An 18955-nucleotide genomic window follows, 5' to 3' on the forward strand; every position below is an offset into this window, starting at 1 on the left:
TAATTGTCTATTATGACGGTAACGGGAAAGGTGGGCAAGGATGCTCTCGGATGGGTTTTGCCCCATGAGCATGCCTTCATTGATCTGAGGCGATTGGTGCCGGCGCCCGTCGGCATCGCCCAGCAGAAGCTGGCCGGGGAACAAGTAGAGCTGCGCAATCTCGGAAAGCTGATGCGCAATCCGTATGCCGTGCTGGATAATGCGGTGATTGACGAAGAAGACGTCGTTCGCGACGAGCTGTTGCAGTTCAAGAAAGCGGGAGGGAAGACGTTCGTCGACCTTACCCTGCGCGATATCGGGAGAGATCCGGTTCTATTGGCAGGATTGGCCAGAGAATTGGATTTGCACATAATCGCAGGCTGCGGCTACTATGTGCGGGGATCGCATCCGCCGGATATGGATGACAAAACGGTCGAAAGCATAACGGAAGAGCTGCTGCGGGAAATTACCGTCGGAATAGACGGAACCGCCATTAAAGCAGGGGTCATCGGAGAAATCGGAACGAGCGAAATCATCTATCCGAATGAACGAAAAGCGCTTATTGCCGCCGCTATTGCCCAGAAGGAAACGGGACTCGGCTTGCATGTGCATACCGATCTGTACACGGAAAACGGCTACGAAATCGTGGATCTATTAACCAAACATGGAGCCGCAGCCGAAAAAATATGCATCAACCATATCGATGTCGATATCCGAATGCCCTATATCAAAGATTTGCTGAACCTTGGCGTATATGTAGAATTCGATAATTTTGGCAAAGAGTTTTATGCCGACAAAAGGGACCGCAGCGTCCTGCGCGGCTTATTCGCCCGGGATATCGAGCGGGTCAAGGCGATCAAGCAATTGATCGATTGGGGTTTCCTGTCGCAAATCCTTGTTTCAACCGACGTTTGCCTGAAAACTTGCCTGCATCGTTACGGCGGCTGGGGCTTCGACCATATGCTGACCAATATTATTCCGATGATGGAAGATGCGGGCATAACCCCCCGGCAGATCGAGACGCTGATGTGCCATAATCCTGCGATATTTATGGATAATGGGGAGTCTTAATATCGTTCATTCGAAGGGCGACTAAACTGAAATGCAAGAAGGAGGATATTGAAAATATGGCAGTCATACCACAAGAAGAATATGCGCAAAGAGTCGAAAGGCTGCGGGCATTAATGCGCGAGCAAGGCTTGCAGGCCTGCCTCGTTTACGGGGATGAGTACAGAAAAGAAAACTTGCGTTACGTCGGCAACTACTGGCCGCTGTTCGAGCGCGGGGCGGCGATTGTGCCGCTCGAAGGCGAGCCGTTTATTATCGCGGCGCCCGAGGGAGAGATGTTCTGCCGCGAGATGAGCGCTTGGCCGGATGTGCGGCTGTTGCCCGAATTCAACTGCGTCACGGTGCCGGATCAGATTGAATATCCGCATGCGAATTATACCAGCCTGGCCGCGATCAACAAGGAGCTTCAAGCCGGTACGGCATTGCGAAGGTTGGGCATAGTCGGGCTTGATGCGATACCGGTCCCGCTTATGCAAGCGATCGAGCGCGGCTTCGACGGGATTGAAATCGTTGATGCGTCAGACTTGCTGTTCCGGCTGCGGATGGCCAAATCGCCTCATGAAGTGGCTTGCCTGCAAGAGGCGGCGCGCATTGCCGATGCCGGCTATCGGCTGATGATCGATCAGGTGCGGCCAGGCATGACCGAACTGGAGCTAGCCGCGCTCGCTTACGGAGAATGTACCCGTCAAGGGGCGGAGAGCATCCCGTTCTGCTTGCTGACGAGCGGAGAACGCGTCAACACGATTATCGGACGGGCATCGCGCAAGGTGATCGAAGACGGGGATATGATTATGGCAGCCATCGCCGTTCAGGTCGAGGGTTATGTCGCGACGCTGAACTTCCCCTTTGTCGCCGGCACGATCAGCGAGGAACAGAAGGCCTTTATCGACATTCTTGTTGAAGCGGAAGATATTGCTCTGTCCAAGATCAAGGCCGGAGAGAAGCAAGGCGCGGTCGTCCGGGCCGTCAAAGACTACTTCCGGGAACAAGGGGTGACGCCATATGACCTGTACCCGCCGATGCATGGCTGCGGCCTGGCGGAAGCGGAATCGCCGTATCCGGACGAACATGCCGAGGCGCTATTCGAAGCCGGGATGACCGTCAACACGGATGTCAGCCTGTTCGGGCATCCGCATGGCTCCAACCGCATCGAGGAAAGTCTTCTCGTGACGGAGGATGGCTACGAATCGATGTCGCCGCTTGTCCGGCATCTGAGCAAAACGTGGAAAGAACAACGGATCATCTCAACAGCAATGGGAGGCTGACATGAGCAAACAGGGAGCAAAAAACTGGTATATCGTAGACGGCTATTTGCCCTATGCGGGCAAAGTGGAAGGCGAGCCCTTCGAGGGCCATGAAGCCGTCATGATTCTGAACTGTCAGGATGAAGCCGCCGAAGTGTCCATGGATATTTATTACGAAGACCGCGATCCGGATGAGGGGATTCCGATTCTAGTGCCTGCGAAACGGGTGAAATGCCTGCGCATGGACCGCCCGCAGGATATCGGCGGCATCCGCCTGGATCGGCAGCTCCAATATTCGCTGCGCTTCAGAAGCAATATAGAAGTCGTCATTCAATACGGCCGGATGGACATTGCCCAGCCGAACCTCGCCTATATCGGCATGATGGGATATGCGGAAGCATGAGCATGCAGAAGCTGAAGCAGCAGGTTCCTCTCCATCTGATGCTGATTCCGGGCATCCTTGTATTGCTTGTGTTCTGCTACTATCCGATGGCGGGGATCGGAATCGCCTTTCAAAAATTTATTCCGATCAAAGGGCTGTTCGGATCGGATTGGATCGGTTTCGGCAATTTTCGTTATGTTTTAAAGATGCCCGATATTTGGCAGGTTCTTTATAATACGGTTTTTATCGCATCGATGAAAATCGTGCTGGGCATGATCGTCCCGATAATCATTGCCATCCTGCTCAATGAATTAAAAATCATGTTTATCAAACGCGGAGTGCAGACATTGATTTATTTGCCGCATTTTATGTCCTGGGTCATTCTTGGCGGGATACTGGTTGATGTTCTATCTCCTTCGGAGGGGATCGTGAACCAACTGATGCAGGCATTGGGATTGGACACCGTCTTTTTCCTGGGGAGCAACAATTGGTTTCCGTCCGTTCTGATTGTTTCGGATGTATGGAAGGAGTTCGGCTTCAGCACCATCGTCTTTCTCGCGGCGATAACCGGAATTAATCCCGCCTTGTACGAAGCGGCCATTGTCGACGGAGCGAACCACATGCGTCAAATGTGGCATGTCACGCTTCCAGGCATGGTCCCGATTATCGTCCTTATGGCAACGCTAAGTCTCGGCAACGTGCTGAACGCCGGCTTCGATCAAGTGTTTAATCTGTATAGTCCGAGCGTCTATCAGAGCGGAGATATCCTCGACACGCTGATCTATCGGATCGGGCTGCTGGATGCCCAGTTCGGGGTAGCCACGGCAATCGGCCTGTTCAAGTCGGTCGTATCGTTCGTTTTGATCGCGTTGTCGTATTTTCTGGCTTACCGGCTCGTCAACTACAGAATTTTTTGATGAAGGGAAGAAACGTGATGCTGCACCAAGCTTCTTTCGCAAGAAAAGCGTTTGTTGTGGGAAACTATCTCTTCCTCATCTCGCTTTCGCTGCTATGCCTGCTTCCTTTAGTGCAAGTGTTATCCATTTCGTTCAGCTCCAGCGCGGCGGCATCGGCCGGCTTAGTCCAATTGCTTCCGGTCGATTTCACGTTATCCTCTTATGCATACATTATGCAAAAAAAAGAGTTTATCGCTTCTTTTCTGGTGACGCTGCAGCGATTCGGACTCGGCTTTCTGATCAGTATGAGCCTGGCCGTATTGTCAGCCTATCCGTTGTCCAAGGAGCAGAAAGATTTAAAGGGACGCAGCGTGTACGCCTGGTTTTTCGTGTTTACGATTTTGTTTAGCGGCGGGCTGATTCCGACTTATATGGCAGTCAGCCAAACCGGGTTGATCGATACGATCTGGGCGTTGGTCATTCCTAGCGCGGTTTCCGTATTTAACGTCATCTTGCTGCTGAATTTTTTTCGGGGTTTGCCCAAGGAAGTGGAAGAATCGGCGTTTATGGACGGAGCCGGTCATTGGACGGTATTGTGCAAAATGATTCTGCCGATGTCCATGCCGGTTCTGGCGACCGTCGCCCTGTTTACGATGGTTTTTCATTGGAATAGCTGGTTTGACGGTTTGATCTATATGAACTTTCCAGAGAACTATCCTCTGTCTACTTATTTGCAGTTAATGGTTATTAATAGCAACCCGATGAAGACGGATCCCAATCATTTGAGCGGCATCTTGGAAATATCCGAGCGGACGACCCGTTCTGCCCAAATTTTTCTCGGCGCGCTGCCGATTTTGATCGTGTATCCGTTTCTTCAGAGGTTTTTTGTCAAAGGCATTGTACTTGGCAGTGTGAAGGGATAAGGGATGAGCAGAATGAGCGGAGTGAGTGGAGTGAGCAAGACGCATGCAAGCAGCAGTGAGACCGGCGGTGCCGGTGCAGTTCCTTATGAGCGCTGGGTTTGGATCGAGCTCATCGGGTTTGACAACGGGCAGCCGGATTATGCCGTTCAGGCCTATCTGGACAGGACGGGATTTATACCGGATAGCGTCTCCCTGTTGTTCTACACGCCTGATTTTGTCCATGCGCATAAGGGGATGGAGGCGGAGTGGCGACTGCCGATGGAGATTTGCTCCTATGGCGCGCGTCCTTATAGCAGGGACAGGGCCCGGCAGCAATGGACCAATTATGAACTGAGGGGTCTCGTGCAAGAGCTACAGAAGCATGGGATCGAGGTATACTGCGCGTTTTTTGATATTTTTCAGTTCGACGGCGAGGACGGAAGCGAGGAGCTGGCCAAAAGCGTTTGGTGCGCCGACCATCCCGAGCTGTACGAAATGCGCAAGACGGGCGAGCCTTTCCCGGGCATTAATCCGCTGAGGCGCATGAAGGACGGCAGCTTTTACGAGGATCGGTTTGTTCCTGAATTAATGCAGGTGCTGGAAGACTACGGATTCGATGGCTATCATGGCGCGGACGGTTATACCAGCCCCAGGCTGACTCTCGCGGAAACCGACTATTCAGATGATATGGTCGGGCAGTTTCTCCAATGGAGCGGCGCGGCGCTGCCCGGCGATTTGACGGCCGCCTGCGATCGCGACCCCGGCGCCATGGAACGGCGCGCGGACTGGATCTGGAGCAACCAGCGGTTGCAATGGATCGAATTCCATGGCAGCAGGTGGGCTCAGCTTTGGCGCAAAATTATGGCAGGGATACGTCAAGCCGGGAGAAAGGCGTTCGTGAATACGGCGTGGACGAGAGAACCGTTCGAAGCTCTGTATCGTTACGGCGTCGATTACAAGATGCTCGCGGAAACGGGGATTGACGGCTTTATCGTCGAGACCGTGGGCGCATCGCTGTCGGCGGGGGCCGGCGAAACCGAATATGAACCGGGTACCGAGTTTATGTCCATGCTGCTGATGATCAAAGCGTATGTACCCCATACGAAGCTGATTTGCCTGAATGCGCTGGCGGATACCCACGAGCAGTGGGATGCGATCAGCCATGCGCCAACCGTGCTGGAGCGGGATATCCATACGTTAACGAGCATGTATGTCATCGCGAACGGCGAACCGGCACGATGCGCGGCGGGCTTTATGGCTTGTCTCGGGGACGGCATCAACCGGGAAGGCTGGAAGTGGATTACCGCCCGCTGGAATTTGGGTTTCGCAGCGCGGCCGCAGCGTATCGTGGGAGCCGCTTTGGTCTGGTCGGACGCCATGCTGCAAGCTTCCTTGCAGGAGTATGCGGAGCTGCGGACATGGCCTGCGCATAAGTATGCGAATGAGCTCCTGTCTCGCGGCGCGCCGGTGCATTCAGCCATCGGCATCGCAAGTGTACCGGTCTTCGATGGTCCGATTCTCGTTACGAATTTGCATTTGCTGCCCGAAAGGGAACTGCAAACCGTACTCGCTTATCGAGGCGGGGCGGCTATTCTGATCGGTCGCCTGACGGAGCGCGTCGCCGGGGCGTTAAGGCAATTCGATATTCATGAAGGGCATGACGCGGGCAAGCAGATTTGCGTCGTTCGTCCTGTTGGCATGGATACCGGCAGCATTTACTTTATGGAAGAACATCATCCGGAAGCGCAGGATTGGACATCGGGACCGCCGCCGGTTGTCGATGCGATCGCCTGGACCAAGAGCTTGGACTACCGTCCGGTATCGGAGTCGTTTCTTGCCCGGGCAGCGTCAGAAATAATTGCAGTCGCTAAAGCGCCCAAAGTGTGCAAGAACGAAGCTTTTATTGGCGTTGCCGCTATTGAGGCAGCTGTTAACCGCCAACGGCTTCTGCTTACCAATACGCATATCAATTATAAATCTGCGCATGTAGATATGGGAAAGCCTATTCAGCGGATTGAAGTGTTGACGGAATTTCCCGGCGTTCCCGTTAAGCCGCGAGGTTCGGCATTTAGTCTGTATGTACCGGGAAGAGGAGCGGTCATTGTAGACGTTACCCTCTAGAATAGCCGTTCAAGGGAGGAGGTGATGAATGCGGCCATAACATCACGAGGAAACAAGGGGCTGAAGTGAAAAAACATGATCAATAAAGGAGCGGGTACGATGAATGGGGACAAGCGCAATCGTTGGATATCAATCGTTTTAATTGTCTGCATGCTGCTTATGTTGCTGCCGTCGCAGTTGGCTGGAGCGGCAGACGAATCGGTGCAAGCCGTGCAAGCAGTGAAAGCTGAGCAAGCCGTACAAAACGCGCAAGCTGGGCAACCAACCTCCGATATCTCGCAGCATTGGGCGAAGGAGGTTATGGAGTCATGGATTGAAAGCGCTTTATTAAATGGCTTTGGCGATCAAACGTATCGTCCGGACAGTCCCGTCACGCGAGCCGAATTTGCGGCTTTTATCAATCGCGTCTTTTATTTTCCCGATACATCCGGCAAGGGGCATTCATTTTCCGATGTAGCGGAAAATGCCTGGTATGCGCGGGACGTGGCCAAATTGGACGCATTCGGAATTGTCCAAGGGACGGGCAACGGCAAATTCTCTCCCGGCAACGCGATATCCCGCCAGGATGCCGCGGTTATTATGGCCCGCGCTTTTCACGTAAGCGCGGATGGTAAAACAGTTCCAACCTTCGAGGATCGCGAGAGCATAGCGGATTATGCGGTAGCGGCAGTGGCTGCTTTGCAAGCGCAGCAATACGTGCGGGGGAATGGAGGAAATCTGTTTCAGCCGCGGAAATCCACGACTCGCGCCGAAGTCGTGCAAATGATTCAAAATGTGATGGGAACGTTAATCCAGCAGCCGGGGACTTATTCGTCCGACGTGGCCGGAAACCTGGTCATCAATCGCTCAGGGGTGAAATTAAGCCAGCTGACAATAGCCGGGGATTTGTATATTACGCAGGGGGTCAATGACGGCGAAGTCACGCTTGAAGGCGTCACTGTATTGGGTTCGACGTATATACTTGGCGGGGGCGACCCTGGCATCACGTTATTGAATTCGACTTTGGCAGGACCGGTCAGAGCCGACAAATGGAATGGGCAAATCAACATTCTAGTCGGCGAGGGTACTGAGATTAAGGAGTTGCAAACAAATGCGGGCGGGAATGTACAGCTGGCAGCATCGGCCAAGATAGGCAAGCTGATCATTCAAGCTCCGGCGATTGTGACCGGCGAGGGAACCATCGCATCGGCTCTCTTCCTGGTTAGTGGCGCGAAATTGGAAAAATGGCCTGTCGAAGTTGAATTTGCCGCCGACAGCACGGCTACGATCGAAGACGAGCTTGTTGCCGGCGATACACGCAAAAAAACAACGGTCGTATCCAATTCCGGCAACGGAAACGGGGGAACGACTCCTCCGGATCCCGATACGATCCCGGCAATCGTCAGCGCAGGGACAGCGAACGCGGATATTGCAATCGGCGCGGAAGCGGATGACATGATGCTTTACGCGGCGCAGGAATTGCAGGAGACGATTAAACGGGTCAGCGGAGCCGAGCTGCCGATCTTCAAACGGGATTTGTCGGCGACGGTAAGCGTCTTGTTTGCCAATCGCGAATTAACGTTGACCAAAAGCGGACACTACCCGCTTGAAGTGCACATCGTCAATAACCAGGCCAGCCCGGAAACAATAGCCTTGACGCCAATCGGCGGCAACGCCATTCCCGTTAACTTGCCGACACAGGTAAGCGTAGGCGCAAATGAACGAAAGATCATTCGAGGTTCGTTCGAAATTACGGCCGCTTTGGCGGACGGCAGTTATAGCGTCGAAGTGCAAGCAAGCAAGGGCGGCACGGCACTCCATACAGCCGAGCTTGCCGTACAGTATGCATCGAACCTGTTGATCAATCCAGGGTTCGAGCAGTTAAGCGGCACGCTGCCGCAAGGCTGGCATTCGCCAGCCGGCGCCAGAGATGCCGCGGAAACAAAATCCGGCGAACATTCGATGCGGGTCGATCTCGATGGCAATCCGTATATGTTTGCCAGAAGCGAACAGGAGCTGCATTTGACGCCGGGCAAAACCTACAAGCTGACCGCTTGGGTAAAGGCGACGGGCGCCGGAACAATGAATATGGAAATCCACGAGCGGCATGCCAGCGGCGGCAGCAATCCGGTAACTGCCCGGGCCGAAAGTACTTTAACGACGGAATGGACATTGGTGGAGCTGGACTACGCTCCCGACGCGGCTGCCCAATACAATTTTAATAATGTTTATTTCTTCATGTCCGGCACGGACTCGATGTGGATCGATGAGGTCAGGCTGATAGAAGTGGACGCCGCGCAAGGACCGGCTCCGGAGATTACGACGATCTCCTCGGGCAATGCCGGAGGCAAAGCGGAGATCGTGCTTGCCACGCCGGAGACCGAGCCGCAGCTTGCCAGCCAGTACGCGGACGATTACAGCTTTGTTGCCGGCTCCGACGGTTTCGCCGTTCGCGCCGCAGGCAATCGTATTTATATCCTTGGCGATGATTCGCGAGGCGTATTAAACGGCGTGTATGATTTTCTCGAAGAAAACGCGGATATTCTATGGACTCGCTCCGTTGATTTCGGCATGTTGTATGAGCCTCAATCCACCATTCTGGCAAACAAAGTGAATTATGCCGAGAAATCGCCGTTCCTGCTGCGCGGTTGGCACACGACCGGTTCTGGCAAATACGGTGAGTTCCACTCGGATCTGGATACGGAGAAGATGCTCGCCCGCAACAAACTAAACGTCAAGTTGGCGGAAATGGGCAATGTGCAGTATTGGAATCGTCATAACAGCGTCGGCATTACGCCGCTCCTGCTTGGCCATAATCTGGATTCCTGGCTGCCGAATGACAAATATTTTGCCACGCATCCCGAGTACTATAACGAGATTAACGGGCAATACGTCCCAGTGTCGAATGACTCCCAAATCAATTTCTATCACCCGGATGTTCCGGGCGTAGTCGCCAGCGAGATTCGAGCGCTGCTTGCGGTCCAGCCACTGGAATATGTCGGCGTAGGCATTATGGATAATCAGGTATTTGTCCAAGGGGAGCTAAGCACCTTGCCGTTCACGACTCCCGACGGACTTGTCGTCCAGCCGGAGGACCCTGCTTATAAATCGACGGTCTTCTTCACGTTTCTCAATAAAGTAGCGGCCGACTTGAAACTGACGCATCCGGATGTGAAAGTAACGACCTTTGCGTATTTCTTTACGGATACCCCACCCAAGGTGGAGCTGGAAGACAATATCGTTATCGTAATGGCACCTGCCGCGGAGGATGCAAGGGAGCCGTTTAACACAACGGATCAAAGCAACGCCAACTACGGCTATAAGCTAAAGCTTGAGGCTTGGGCGGACGCAACGGAAAATATTCTGATGTATAACTACTATGGCTGCTGCGCGACCCATGTTTATGAACGTCCCATCGCCGACAAGGTGCAAGCCGATATGCGATATTATCGCGATCTGGGCATTATCGGCGTGATGCCCGAGGGCCAAGTGGACAACGGGGATGTATGGGGGATTAACGCCTTGCAATACTGGCTTATCCATCAATTGTATTGGAATCCCGATGCCGATCTCGAAGCGTTGACCGACAAGTTTTTGACCAAGGCTTATGGTGCGGCTGCCGAAGCGATGGAAACTTATTATGATCTGATCAAACAGGGCTACAACTATGACCAGCAATCCGTCAACGTCTATTCGCGCGAAAGCCAATACATCGGACGTTATGTGATCCAAGCGGGTATAGCGGATGCCGCTCAAGCTGCTTTGGATGAGGCGTGGGATTTGGCGAATGCGGAAGAGAAGCAGCGGATTGCACCGATCAAATCGACGTTCGAGACGATGGTATTCACCGTAGGGCAACTGCCGAATTTGTCGGCGAAAGCCATTAAAACTTCCTCCAGCCAAGCCGAAATCATGAACGCAACCGATTTTCAATCCGGACCTTGGGCGGATGCGGTAGCGATGAGCGACTTCAGGGAAATGGGCACGAAGCAGCAGGTGCCGGAAGAAACCAATGTCTACCTTTTATGGGATGATGAAAACCTGTACGTCGGCTATGAAAATATGGACGATGATCTCGCAAGCATGGTGGTCAGCGAAAGCGCGCCGGGCGAATGGTGGAGCAGCGGCGCGGATGACTCGGTAGAAACATATGTGACCGGCAATCGGGATGGCACCTATTACGGCTTTTTCTCCAACCCGCTTGCAGTGAAATTCGAATACAAATCATTTCAGGACCCGACCTACAATGGCGAGTGGTACGCCGAGGCCCATGTAGGCACAGACCGCTGGAATGCGATTCAAGCAATACCGTTCGCCAGCATTGGCGTTGATCCGGCGCAAACCAGCACGTTGTACGGCTTCTTCTTCCGTAATTTCCATGGGAAGGAACGTTTTATCACTTGGGGAGGAGGCATGGTCTGGAATCCGGGGGATTTCTACCCGATCCATCTGGAGCAGCCTGGCAATCAGGCTAATTTGGTAGACAATCCGGGCTTTGAGCGCGGCGACGAAGGAAGTTTCGCGGATGGCTGGATGTCAACATCGGCTGCATGGGATCATGACGAATATTACAGCGGTAATTACTCGCTCAGGCTGGACCTGAACGGCGCCTCGTATGTATTTGCCCGCGCCGACCAAAATATCGAGCTTGAGGCCGGCAACCGCTATAAGATGAGTGCGCGGGTTAAAGGCGCATCGGCGGGCTCGATAAGCATGTCCCTATATGGAGTCGCCGCGGACGGCGGTGTGACCATGGTGGCGAATGCGGATGCCGCCGCCAATCATCAGTGGCAGTCGATGGAATTGGAGTATGAGCCTGCGGCCAATGCGACATATGAACATTATTGGGTCTACATCTTTATGTCCGGAACCGATAAGCTGTGGATCGATGACGCGGCGCTTGTGGATTTGACGGCGTCGCCAGGAACGCCTGAAGCCGCTAATTTGCTTAATAATCCCGGATTTGAAATAGCTACGCCGGACAGCTTCCCGGACCGATGGTTTTCGTCGACGGGAGTATGGGACCACGAGGTCGCGCACGGCGGCGGACGTTCTTTGCGGATAGAGCGGCAAGGAGGCGAATATGCCTTGGCGAGATCACTGCAGGATTTCCAGCTCGAACCCGGCAAGCGCTACAAGCTGAGTGCCTGGGTCAAGGGGCTTGCAGCCGGAACCGCCAGCGTTTCTATCCACGAGATGCTTGCAGGCGGTGGCAACAATCCGGTCACGGCTAACGCGGACATCACGCTGAACGGCGAATGGCAGCTGCTCGAGCTGGAATATTCGCCCGACATCAATGCCGTCTATGATCATAACTGGATCTACTTCTTCGTGTCCGGAACGGATGCGATGTGGCTGGATGATGTGTCGTTGACTGAGCTTCCGGAAGCATAACGGTAAGAGCGGTTGACCGTGACACTCACTGCCTATCGGACATAAATGAACGGACATACACGACCTTATTGGCAACATTATCGCGAATATTGGCTCCATTACGATCCAATAGTGTTTTTCATGTCCGTTAGATTTTGGTTGAGGTTAAAATCGGCCAAATAACGTCGCTGGTGTCTGTTAGATTTATCATACCTGTAGCAAATGCAGCATCCGTCTCGCCATCGGCGAGCGGATGCTGTTTTTAATTGGTTCGTTTGCACCTACCCAAACATCCGAAAAAAAGAGATTAAACATGAATTCTAGGCAATGTAATCGGGGACTCCTTTTCGTTAGGATTAAGGTATACGGAGGGGGATGAGAGAAGTTGCTGAAGATGACGATGAGTCGCAAGGAACATTTTATTTTGGCCGGTTTCCTTGCACCTGCCATTATCGTGTATACGACATTTTTATTGGGTCCCGTGATGGGCAGTTTTTTCTACAGCTTAACGAATTGGAACGGCCTGTATCAAACGATGGATTTTGTAGGCTTGCGCAACTTTGTTAATTTGATGGAGGACGGCGTATTCGCCAAAGCGATTCGCAACACCATGGTATTTACGGTGTTTGTCGTATTGATTCAAAATGCGATAGGGGTGCCGCTCGCACTGGCGATGGATTCCAGAATCCGCAGCAAGCAGGTTTTGAAAACGCTGTTTTTTGTGCCGGCTATATTGAGCCCGCTTGTAGTTGGTTATACGTGGACGTACATCTATGAGCCGCAAAACGGCGTATTGAATACGATCTTGCGCACTGTCGGCTTAACCGGATGGGAGCAAAGCTGGCTCGGCGATCCGCAGTTCGCGTTATACAGCATCGTGGTAATGGCGGTATGGCAGTTTTCAGGCTATTCGATGGTGATCTATTTGGCCAATCTGCAGACGATTCCGGGAGACTTATATGAAGCAGCCGATATCGACGGCGCGGGCAAATGGCAGCAGTTCAAGTCGATTACCTTTCCGCTGCTGGCGCCGTCCATCACCATTAATATCGTGCTTTCCAGCATCGGCACGCTTAAGGCGTTTGATATTATTTATGTCACGACCAAGGGCGGCCCCTACTACGCAACGGAAACGATGACAACGCTGCTGTTTTCCACCGCGTTTACGAAAAGCAGTTTCGGTTACGGCACGGCCATGGGCGTTGTTATGTTCTTTTTTGTATTTATCATCTCGTTAGCGCAAATATTACTGTTGCGTCGAAGAGAGGTGCATTAAAATGATATCGACGAATAAAAAAATGATATGGATTTTAGAAATAAAGATGATTATACTTGCCTTAATTGCATTATATCCTCTGTTATTTATCGTTTCCATGACATTTAAATCATCGCAAGAAATGGCTTTATCGCCGCTATCCTTGCCAAGCTCCATAAATTTCTCTAACTATGCGGCTACTTGGCTGCAAATGAGATTTCCGCTTGTGCTCGGCAATACCGTGCTTATTACCGCGGGATCCGTAACGTTGCTCGTACTGCTGGGCTCCATGGCGGCATATCCGCTTGCCAGACGCGCCGAGAAGGCGTATTCCATCATCTATATGTACTTTTTGGCGGGCATCATGCTGCCGTTCCAACTCGCCATGGTTCCTTTGTATAAACTCATTAATTCGATGGGCATGGTGAACACCTACTACGGCGCGATGCTGATTTATACGGCGTTGAACCTGCCGCTCGCCATTTTTTTGTATGCGGGATTTCTGCGAACGTCGCCCAAGGAGCTGGAGGAAGCGGCCAAAATAGACGGCTGTTCCTTGTTCCGTGCCTTCTGGCTTGCCGTATTTCCGATTATTAAGCCGGTAACCGCGACTGTAGTCGTATTATGTTCGTTAAATACCTGGAACGACTTTATCGTTCCGTTGTTATTTTTGCAAGACCAAAGCTACCGTACCATTACGATTGAGCTGTATATGTTTGTCGGAGAGCATGTGACCAATTGGGCGTTGTTATTTCCCGGCATGGTGTTGTCCGTGCTTCCACTGCTGCTCGTTTATGTCTTTTTGCAAAAATATATTATTAAAGGAATTGCAGCGGGATCATTAAAAGGATAACGGGATTCGGGGGCTGCGGACATGAGACACTGGAGGGACGTAATACAATTCAGAGACTGGAATCTGGACAAAAAATTGTTTTCTGTTTATGCGCTGATGATTATCATTCCGGTCATTGTGGTCACTATGTTGGGATTCCAGCGTTATCATGAAAATTTGACGGAGCGGGTAGGCGAATACGGCCTGAACCTGACAGATCAGATTGGTCTCAATCTGGACAACTATATTCGCCAAATCGATCGGCTCTCCATGACCTTTTATTTGGACGGCATAGACGGATTGACGGAAAATAAAGATCCCATGCATGTTTATACGGAAAAAATAGCGGTCGACAAGGCGCTGCGAAATATGATGCTGATTATCCCGTTTCAGGATATCGAAGGCATTTATTGGATTCGGGACAAAGAGGTGCAGTATTCGCAATACGGCTCCGGCCAACAAGTCAATCATGATGATTTTGCGGCCGACGGCTGGTTCGATCGTGTCATTGCAGCGGATGGAGGCGGGGTTATTATCCCGCCTTATCGGCCGTTAACGGGAAACAATGAAAAAGGAGATTACATTTTTTCCTACGCGCGCAGTATCGTCAACGTATCGACACGAAATCCGCATGGCATTTTGTTGATTGACGTGTCGATGGAATTTTTGCATGAGCTGCTGACGGAAACGCGAATGCCGTCCTCCCCGAATCTGTTTATCGTCGATCAGAACGGCGAAATTATTTATCATGAGGACGAGGACCAAATGAATCAACCGTTCGAGCCGCAGCTCGCAGGACCATACGGACGATTTGTCGACTATATACATGGGGAAGAAACGATGGTGCAGTTCGTGCGTTCGGACACGACGGGCTGGTCCGTCGTCAATACGGTTCCCGTCAAACAATTGTCGGATGAGCTGCGCTTGATGCGCAATCTGCTGTGGACGTTTACGGTGGTGGCGGTGCTGCTCGCGCTGTCGTTGTCATCCGTATTAACCCGCTGGATTATCGAGCCTTTGAAACGCATGAAACGTTCCATGCTGCGCGTGGAGCTTGGCGATTACGACGTGCGCGTGCAGGTCAAGGCGCAAGATGAGATCGGGCAGCTGGGCAGAAGCTTTAACATGATGGTGGAGCAAATTCACTCCCTGGTAAACCGGGAGCTGGCTATGCGGATCTACAAGCAGCAGGCGGAATTTAAATTGCTGCGAAGCCAGGTCAATCCGCATTTTCTGTTCAATACGCTGGAGTCCATTAACATGAAGGCCGAGCTGAATGAGGATTACGAGGTGGCCGACATGGTTACGAAGCTGGGCAAACTGTTTCGTCTTTCTTTGCAGCAAAATGAAGAATTAACATCGGTTTCCCGGGAGCTCGAATATACCCGCGTTTATATGCAGCTGCAGCAGATTCGTTTCCCGAAAATGGAGTTTGTGATCGACTTCCCCGAGGAATTATTGGATGCGTTTACATTGCCTTGGATGCTGCAGCCGTTGGTGGAGAATGCCATCATTCATGCCATTGCGCCGTTAGGCGGCGTAGGAAAGGTCACCGTGCTAGGAAGGCAAGAAGCTGGGCAGTTGGTCATTGAAGTTTTGGATACCGGGGAGGGGATCAGCGAGCGGCGTTTGGCGGAAATACGAGAATTGCTGTATGACGGCACGCAGGAAAACAGTCACGAAAGGGAGCAGCATATCGGCCTGCAAAATGTACATCGAAGAATTCAAGCGTATTGGGGCAAAGAGTATGGTCTTGATATTAGAAAGGGAGATTCCGGCGGAACGGTTGTCACTTTAAAAATGAAGTATTGGTAACGGGGGGATCACTATGTCAGAACTGCAAATGATCATCATCGACGACGAAGAGATGATCCGGAACGGGTTGTCCCAAATGATTCGTCGCTTGTTGCCGGAGTGGAAGGTGGTGGACACCTGCGAAGATGCGCAGGCCGCATTGTGCGCATCCAGACAGTATGCATTGGATTTGGCGATTATCGATATTCAAATGCCCGGGATGAATGGTCTGGAGCTTGCCAAGGAGCTGGATGCCCGCTACCCGCAAATGCACAAAATTATTTTGACCGGCTACGAGAAATTCCATATGATCCAAACCGCGATGCGATACGGGGTATCGGATTATTTGCTAAAGCCGGTGCAGCGCGACGAGCTTGTACAGGCCGTGCGAAGAACGGAGCTCCGCATTAAGGAAAGAGACGTGCAGACCACGATGCAGCTCGAGAAGCTGCTGTTGGAATGGTTCGTTACGCAAAATACGGACCGTTTGAAAGAGCTGCAATTCGCCTTGGGCGAAGGGGAGCGCGAAGTCGGCAAAGCGCGGCAATTTTCCGTCATTTTTCTGCTTTGGGAGGATGGTTATACGAATATCGACCGCCTGCACGTTGAACTGGTAGCCGGTCATTTGCGCACCATGGCTGACGGTATCGAGCAGGTAATCGGCATCGTGGCCGCGCAATCTTGTACGTTGTTTGTCATTGCGGGCAATGATATGCCCTCCCAGGGAGAATGGAAGAGTCGTTTGTCTAAACTGGGTTGGGATCGCAGAGGCAGTTACCAGCAGGGGGTAAGGCTGCAGGCGATCGGCTGCTCGGATTCCTTTGCCCATATAGAGCAGCTGCAGGATGCCTATCAGCTTGCGCTGAATCATATGTTTGCCGATAGCGGAGGGGATTTCGCCCAGCAGGCGGAGGAAGACCGGCAGCGCATTGTCGCTTTGGCGCAGGCGCTGGAAACCAACGAAGGCGACAATGCGTTGGCGCTCCTTAGGCAATGGAAGGAAGATATTGTTCGAATGAGCTTTACGCATCCGTCGCAAATTACGGCCCGCTGCTTCTTGTTTTTGTCCCATATGTCATCGCCGTTAATCAGTGCGATCCAGTCCCGGCTGGCCGGAACTTTGCGCACCTCCGTCACGCAGCTTGTGCAGCGACTGCCTGTCGCGCTTACTCCATCCGTTGTTTTGCGAGCCATCTCGGAGTTTGTCGAAGGACTCAGCTTCGAGGAACATCAAGGACAGCGGAAAATCATCGCGCGGGTGCAGGATATGATACGCGAGCAATATGCCAATGCGGACTTGAATCTGGAGCTGTTGGCCCAGCATGTCTATTTGCACCCTACTTATTTGAGCGAGCTGTTTAAGGAATCTACCGGCCAGAAGTTTATCGACTATTTGACGGAAGTCCGCATGAAAGAGGCCAAACGGATCCTGAGAGAAACCGATATGAAGGTGTATGAGGTATCGGAGGCGGTCGGCTACACCAGCCCCAAATATTTCAGCACGTTATTTCGCAAGCATTACAAGTTGACACCGTTGAGCTACAGAGAGAAAGCTCAATAATGATCCAGGGGAGCGCTTGCCGCGCTTCTTCTTTTTTTTTCGAGCGAGACGGCCGATTCGCGAACCAACATCCGAATAAAACAGACTAAATAATGATTTTACGCAATGTTCATATTTGTGACGATCTTATACGCTTAATGTGTGATAAAACACAGTATTCAAAACAAATAGGGAGGCATCAACAATGAACAGAAAATCAAGAGGGTTGGCAGGGCTACTGGTCATATTGGCTATGTTGCTCGTAATCGCGGCTTGTTCGGGCAATAACGGAGGCAACGGAAGCAACAACCGCGGCAATCAGCCGCAGACCGATGGAAACGATTCCAATAAGCCGACTCCTGCGGCGTCGGTGGTCGAACTCAAAGTGACCGGATTCAAATCAGGCGCGGAGCTTGGCGCGCTTCCCGAGCTGAACGAAAAATTCATGCAAGAAAACCAGGATATTAAAGTCGTTTACGAGGGCATGCCGGGTTCGCAATTCAAAGAGTTTCTGAAAGCGCGTTTCTCCGCCAACGACGCTTCCGACGTCATTATGATTCATCCGGGCTTGTCCGATGTTATCGCGTATGGCAAAGCGGGATATTTGCTGGACCTGTCGGGCGAGTCGTGGATTAAGAACTTCACGGAAGCTTCGCTCAAAGCGACTTCCAATGATGGACAGATTTATGCGATTCCCAATGATATGAACGTGCTTGGCGTCTATTACAACAAACAAATTTTTACGGACTTTTCGATCGAGATCCCGACAAACTGGACTCAGTTCCTGGCGGCGGCCGAAAAAATCAAACAAGCGGGGATCCTGCCCATCTCCATCGGCAACAACGACGGCTGGATGACGCTTGCCGCGCTTTATACGATGGCTCCGGGTACGGTATATGCCCAAAATCCGAACTTCGACGCGCAGCTTAATGCCGGAGAAACCACTTTCCTGGAAGGCTGGAAGGATATGAACGCGCAATGGTACAGTATCGACGAGAAGGGTTATTTGACCGAAAAAAGCACCGGCGTCAGTCTGGATCAAGCGCAGCAAGCCTTTGCTACCGGCAAAGCTGCGATGTACATTGACGGCAACTGGTCGTTGCCGGGCATTAAAGCGGCGAATCCGGAGCTGGAGGTGGGCATGATTCCGATGCCTTCCAATGCGGAAGGGCAACCCGTAATCGCCTCTGCCGCTGTCGGAACCACCTTTGCCATCAACAAAAATTCCAAAGTGGTCGACGCTGCCAAACGTTATCTGGAGTTCTGGAGCAAAACGGAGACTCAAAAGGAGTGGGCGAAGAGCCAACAGGCGTTTATGACGATCAATGGCGAGACGGGAGACGTGGATCCTTCTCTGCAGCATATTGCGGAAGTGGTGGCAAGCGGCAACAGCTATCCGTTCCTGGATCAAGGCTGGGAGTTCGGCGGCGCCGGAACCGCGGAATTGATGACGTCCGCGCAAGGCGTGTACCTGAAAGCGATTAATTCCGACGAGATGCTTAAAAACATGGATAAAGCCTGGGAAGCTGCAGTTAAAAATCGTTGATGCAGCCAGACCATCAAATCATGTCAAGAGGAGGCAGAATTCGC

The 18955-nt window shown here is 52.1% G+C and carries 12 protein-coding genes; all 12 read left to right on the forward strand.

Features of this window, described 5'->3' with window-relative positions; all coding sequences use genetic code 11:
• The first annotated feature begins 12 nt into the window (after positions 1 to 12).
• The 12 genes from H7F31_RS16120 to H7F31_RS16175 all read left to right on the forward strand — a co-directional run bounded on the left by H7F31_RS16120 (position 13) and on the right by H7F31_RS16175 (position 18911).
• Positions 13 to 1050 carry a phosphotriesterase family protein gene (locus tag H7F31_RS16120; protein WP_261800522.1) on the forward strand — a complete coding sequence of 346 codons (1038 nt, stop codon included), beginning with the start codon at positions 13 to 15 and terminating at the stop codon, positions 1048 to 1050.
• A 56-nt stretch (positions 1051 to 1106) separates the two neighbouring features.
• Positions 1107 to 2312, forward strand: a complete 1206-nt coding sequence (locus tag H7F31_RS16125) for a M24 family metallopeptidase (protein ID WP_187105022.1) — start codon at positions 1107 to 1109, stop codon at positions 2310 to 2312.
• 1 nt (position 2313) lies between these two features.
• A complete protein-coding gene (locus H7F31_RS16130) occupies positions 2314 to 2694 on the forward strand; it encodes a sensory rhodopsin transducer (RefSeq protein WP_187105023.1) in 381 nt (126 codons plus the stop codon).
• Entirely contained in the window at positions 2691 to 3590 is a 900-nt protein-coding gene (locus H7F31_RS16135; protein WP_187105024.1) for an ABC transporter permease, read from the forward strand. The genes H7F31_RS16130 and H7F31_RS16135 overlap by 4 nt, the downstream gene beginning before the upstream one ends.
• Before the next feature lie 17 nt (positions 3591 to 3607).
• Entirely contained in the window at positions 3608 to 4492 is an 885-nt protein-coding gene (locus H7F31_RS16140) for a carbohydrate ABC transporter permease (RefSeq protein WP_187105385.1), read from the forward strand.
• Between the two features lie 12 nt (positions 4493 to 4504).
• A complete protein-coding gene (locus tag H7F31_RS16145; RefSeq protein WP_187105025.1) occupies positions 4505 to 6592 on the forward strand; it encodes a hypothetical protein in 2088 nt (695 codons plus the stop codon).
• 99 nt (positions 6593 to 6691) lie between these two features.
• The gene (locus H7F31_RS16150; RefSeq protein WP_187105026.1) at positions 6692 to 11965 is read left to right on the forward strand and encodes a DUF4838 domain-containing protein; all 5274 of its coding nucleotides are present in this window, start codon (positions 6692 to 6694) and stop codon (positions 11963 to 11965) included.
• 373 nt (positions 11966 to 12338) lie between these two features.
• Positions 12339 to 13220 (forward strand): carbohydrate ABC transporter permease, encoded by an 882-nt coding sequence (locus H7F31_RS16155; protein WP_261800523.1) that lies wholly within the window; start codon positions 12339 to 12341, stop codon positions 13218 to 13220.
• Between the two features lies 1 nt (position 13221).
• Positions 13222 to 14052, forward strand: a complete 831-nt coding sequence (locus H7F31_RS16160; RefSeq protein WP_187105028.1) for a carbohydrate ABC transporter permease — start codon at positions 13222 to 13224, stop codon at positions 14050 to 14052.
• A 21-nt stretch (positions 14053 to 14073) separates the two neighbouring features.
• Positions 14074 to 15846 (forward strand): cache domain-containing sensor histidine kinase, encoded by a 1773-nt coding sequence (locus H7F31_RS16165; RefSeq protein WP_187105029.1) that lies wholly within the window; start codon positions 14074 to 14076, stop codon positions 15844 to 15846.
• Positions 15847 to 15859: 13 nt separating this feature from the next.
• The gene (locus tag H7F31_RS16170; protein ID WP_187105030.1) at positions 15860 to 17386 is read left to right on the forward strand and encodes a response regulator; all 1527 of its coding nucleotides are present in this window, start codon (positions 15860 to 15862) and stop codon (positions 17384 to 17386) included.
• 184 nt (positions 17387 to 17570) lie between these two features.
• A complete protein-coding gene (locus H7F31_RS16175) occupies positions 17571 to 18911 on the forward strand; it encodes an ABC transporter substrate-binding protein (protein ID WP_187105031.1) in 1341 nt (446 codons plus the stop codon).
• Positions 18912 to 18955: the final 44 nt, after the last annotated feature.

Source organism: Paenibacillus sp. PAMC21692 (assembly GCF_014303795.1).
GTDB lineage: Bacteria > Bacillota > Bacilli > Paenibacillales > Paenibacillaceae > Pristimantibacillus > Pristimantibacillus agaridevorans.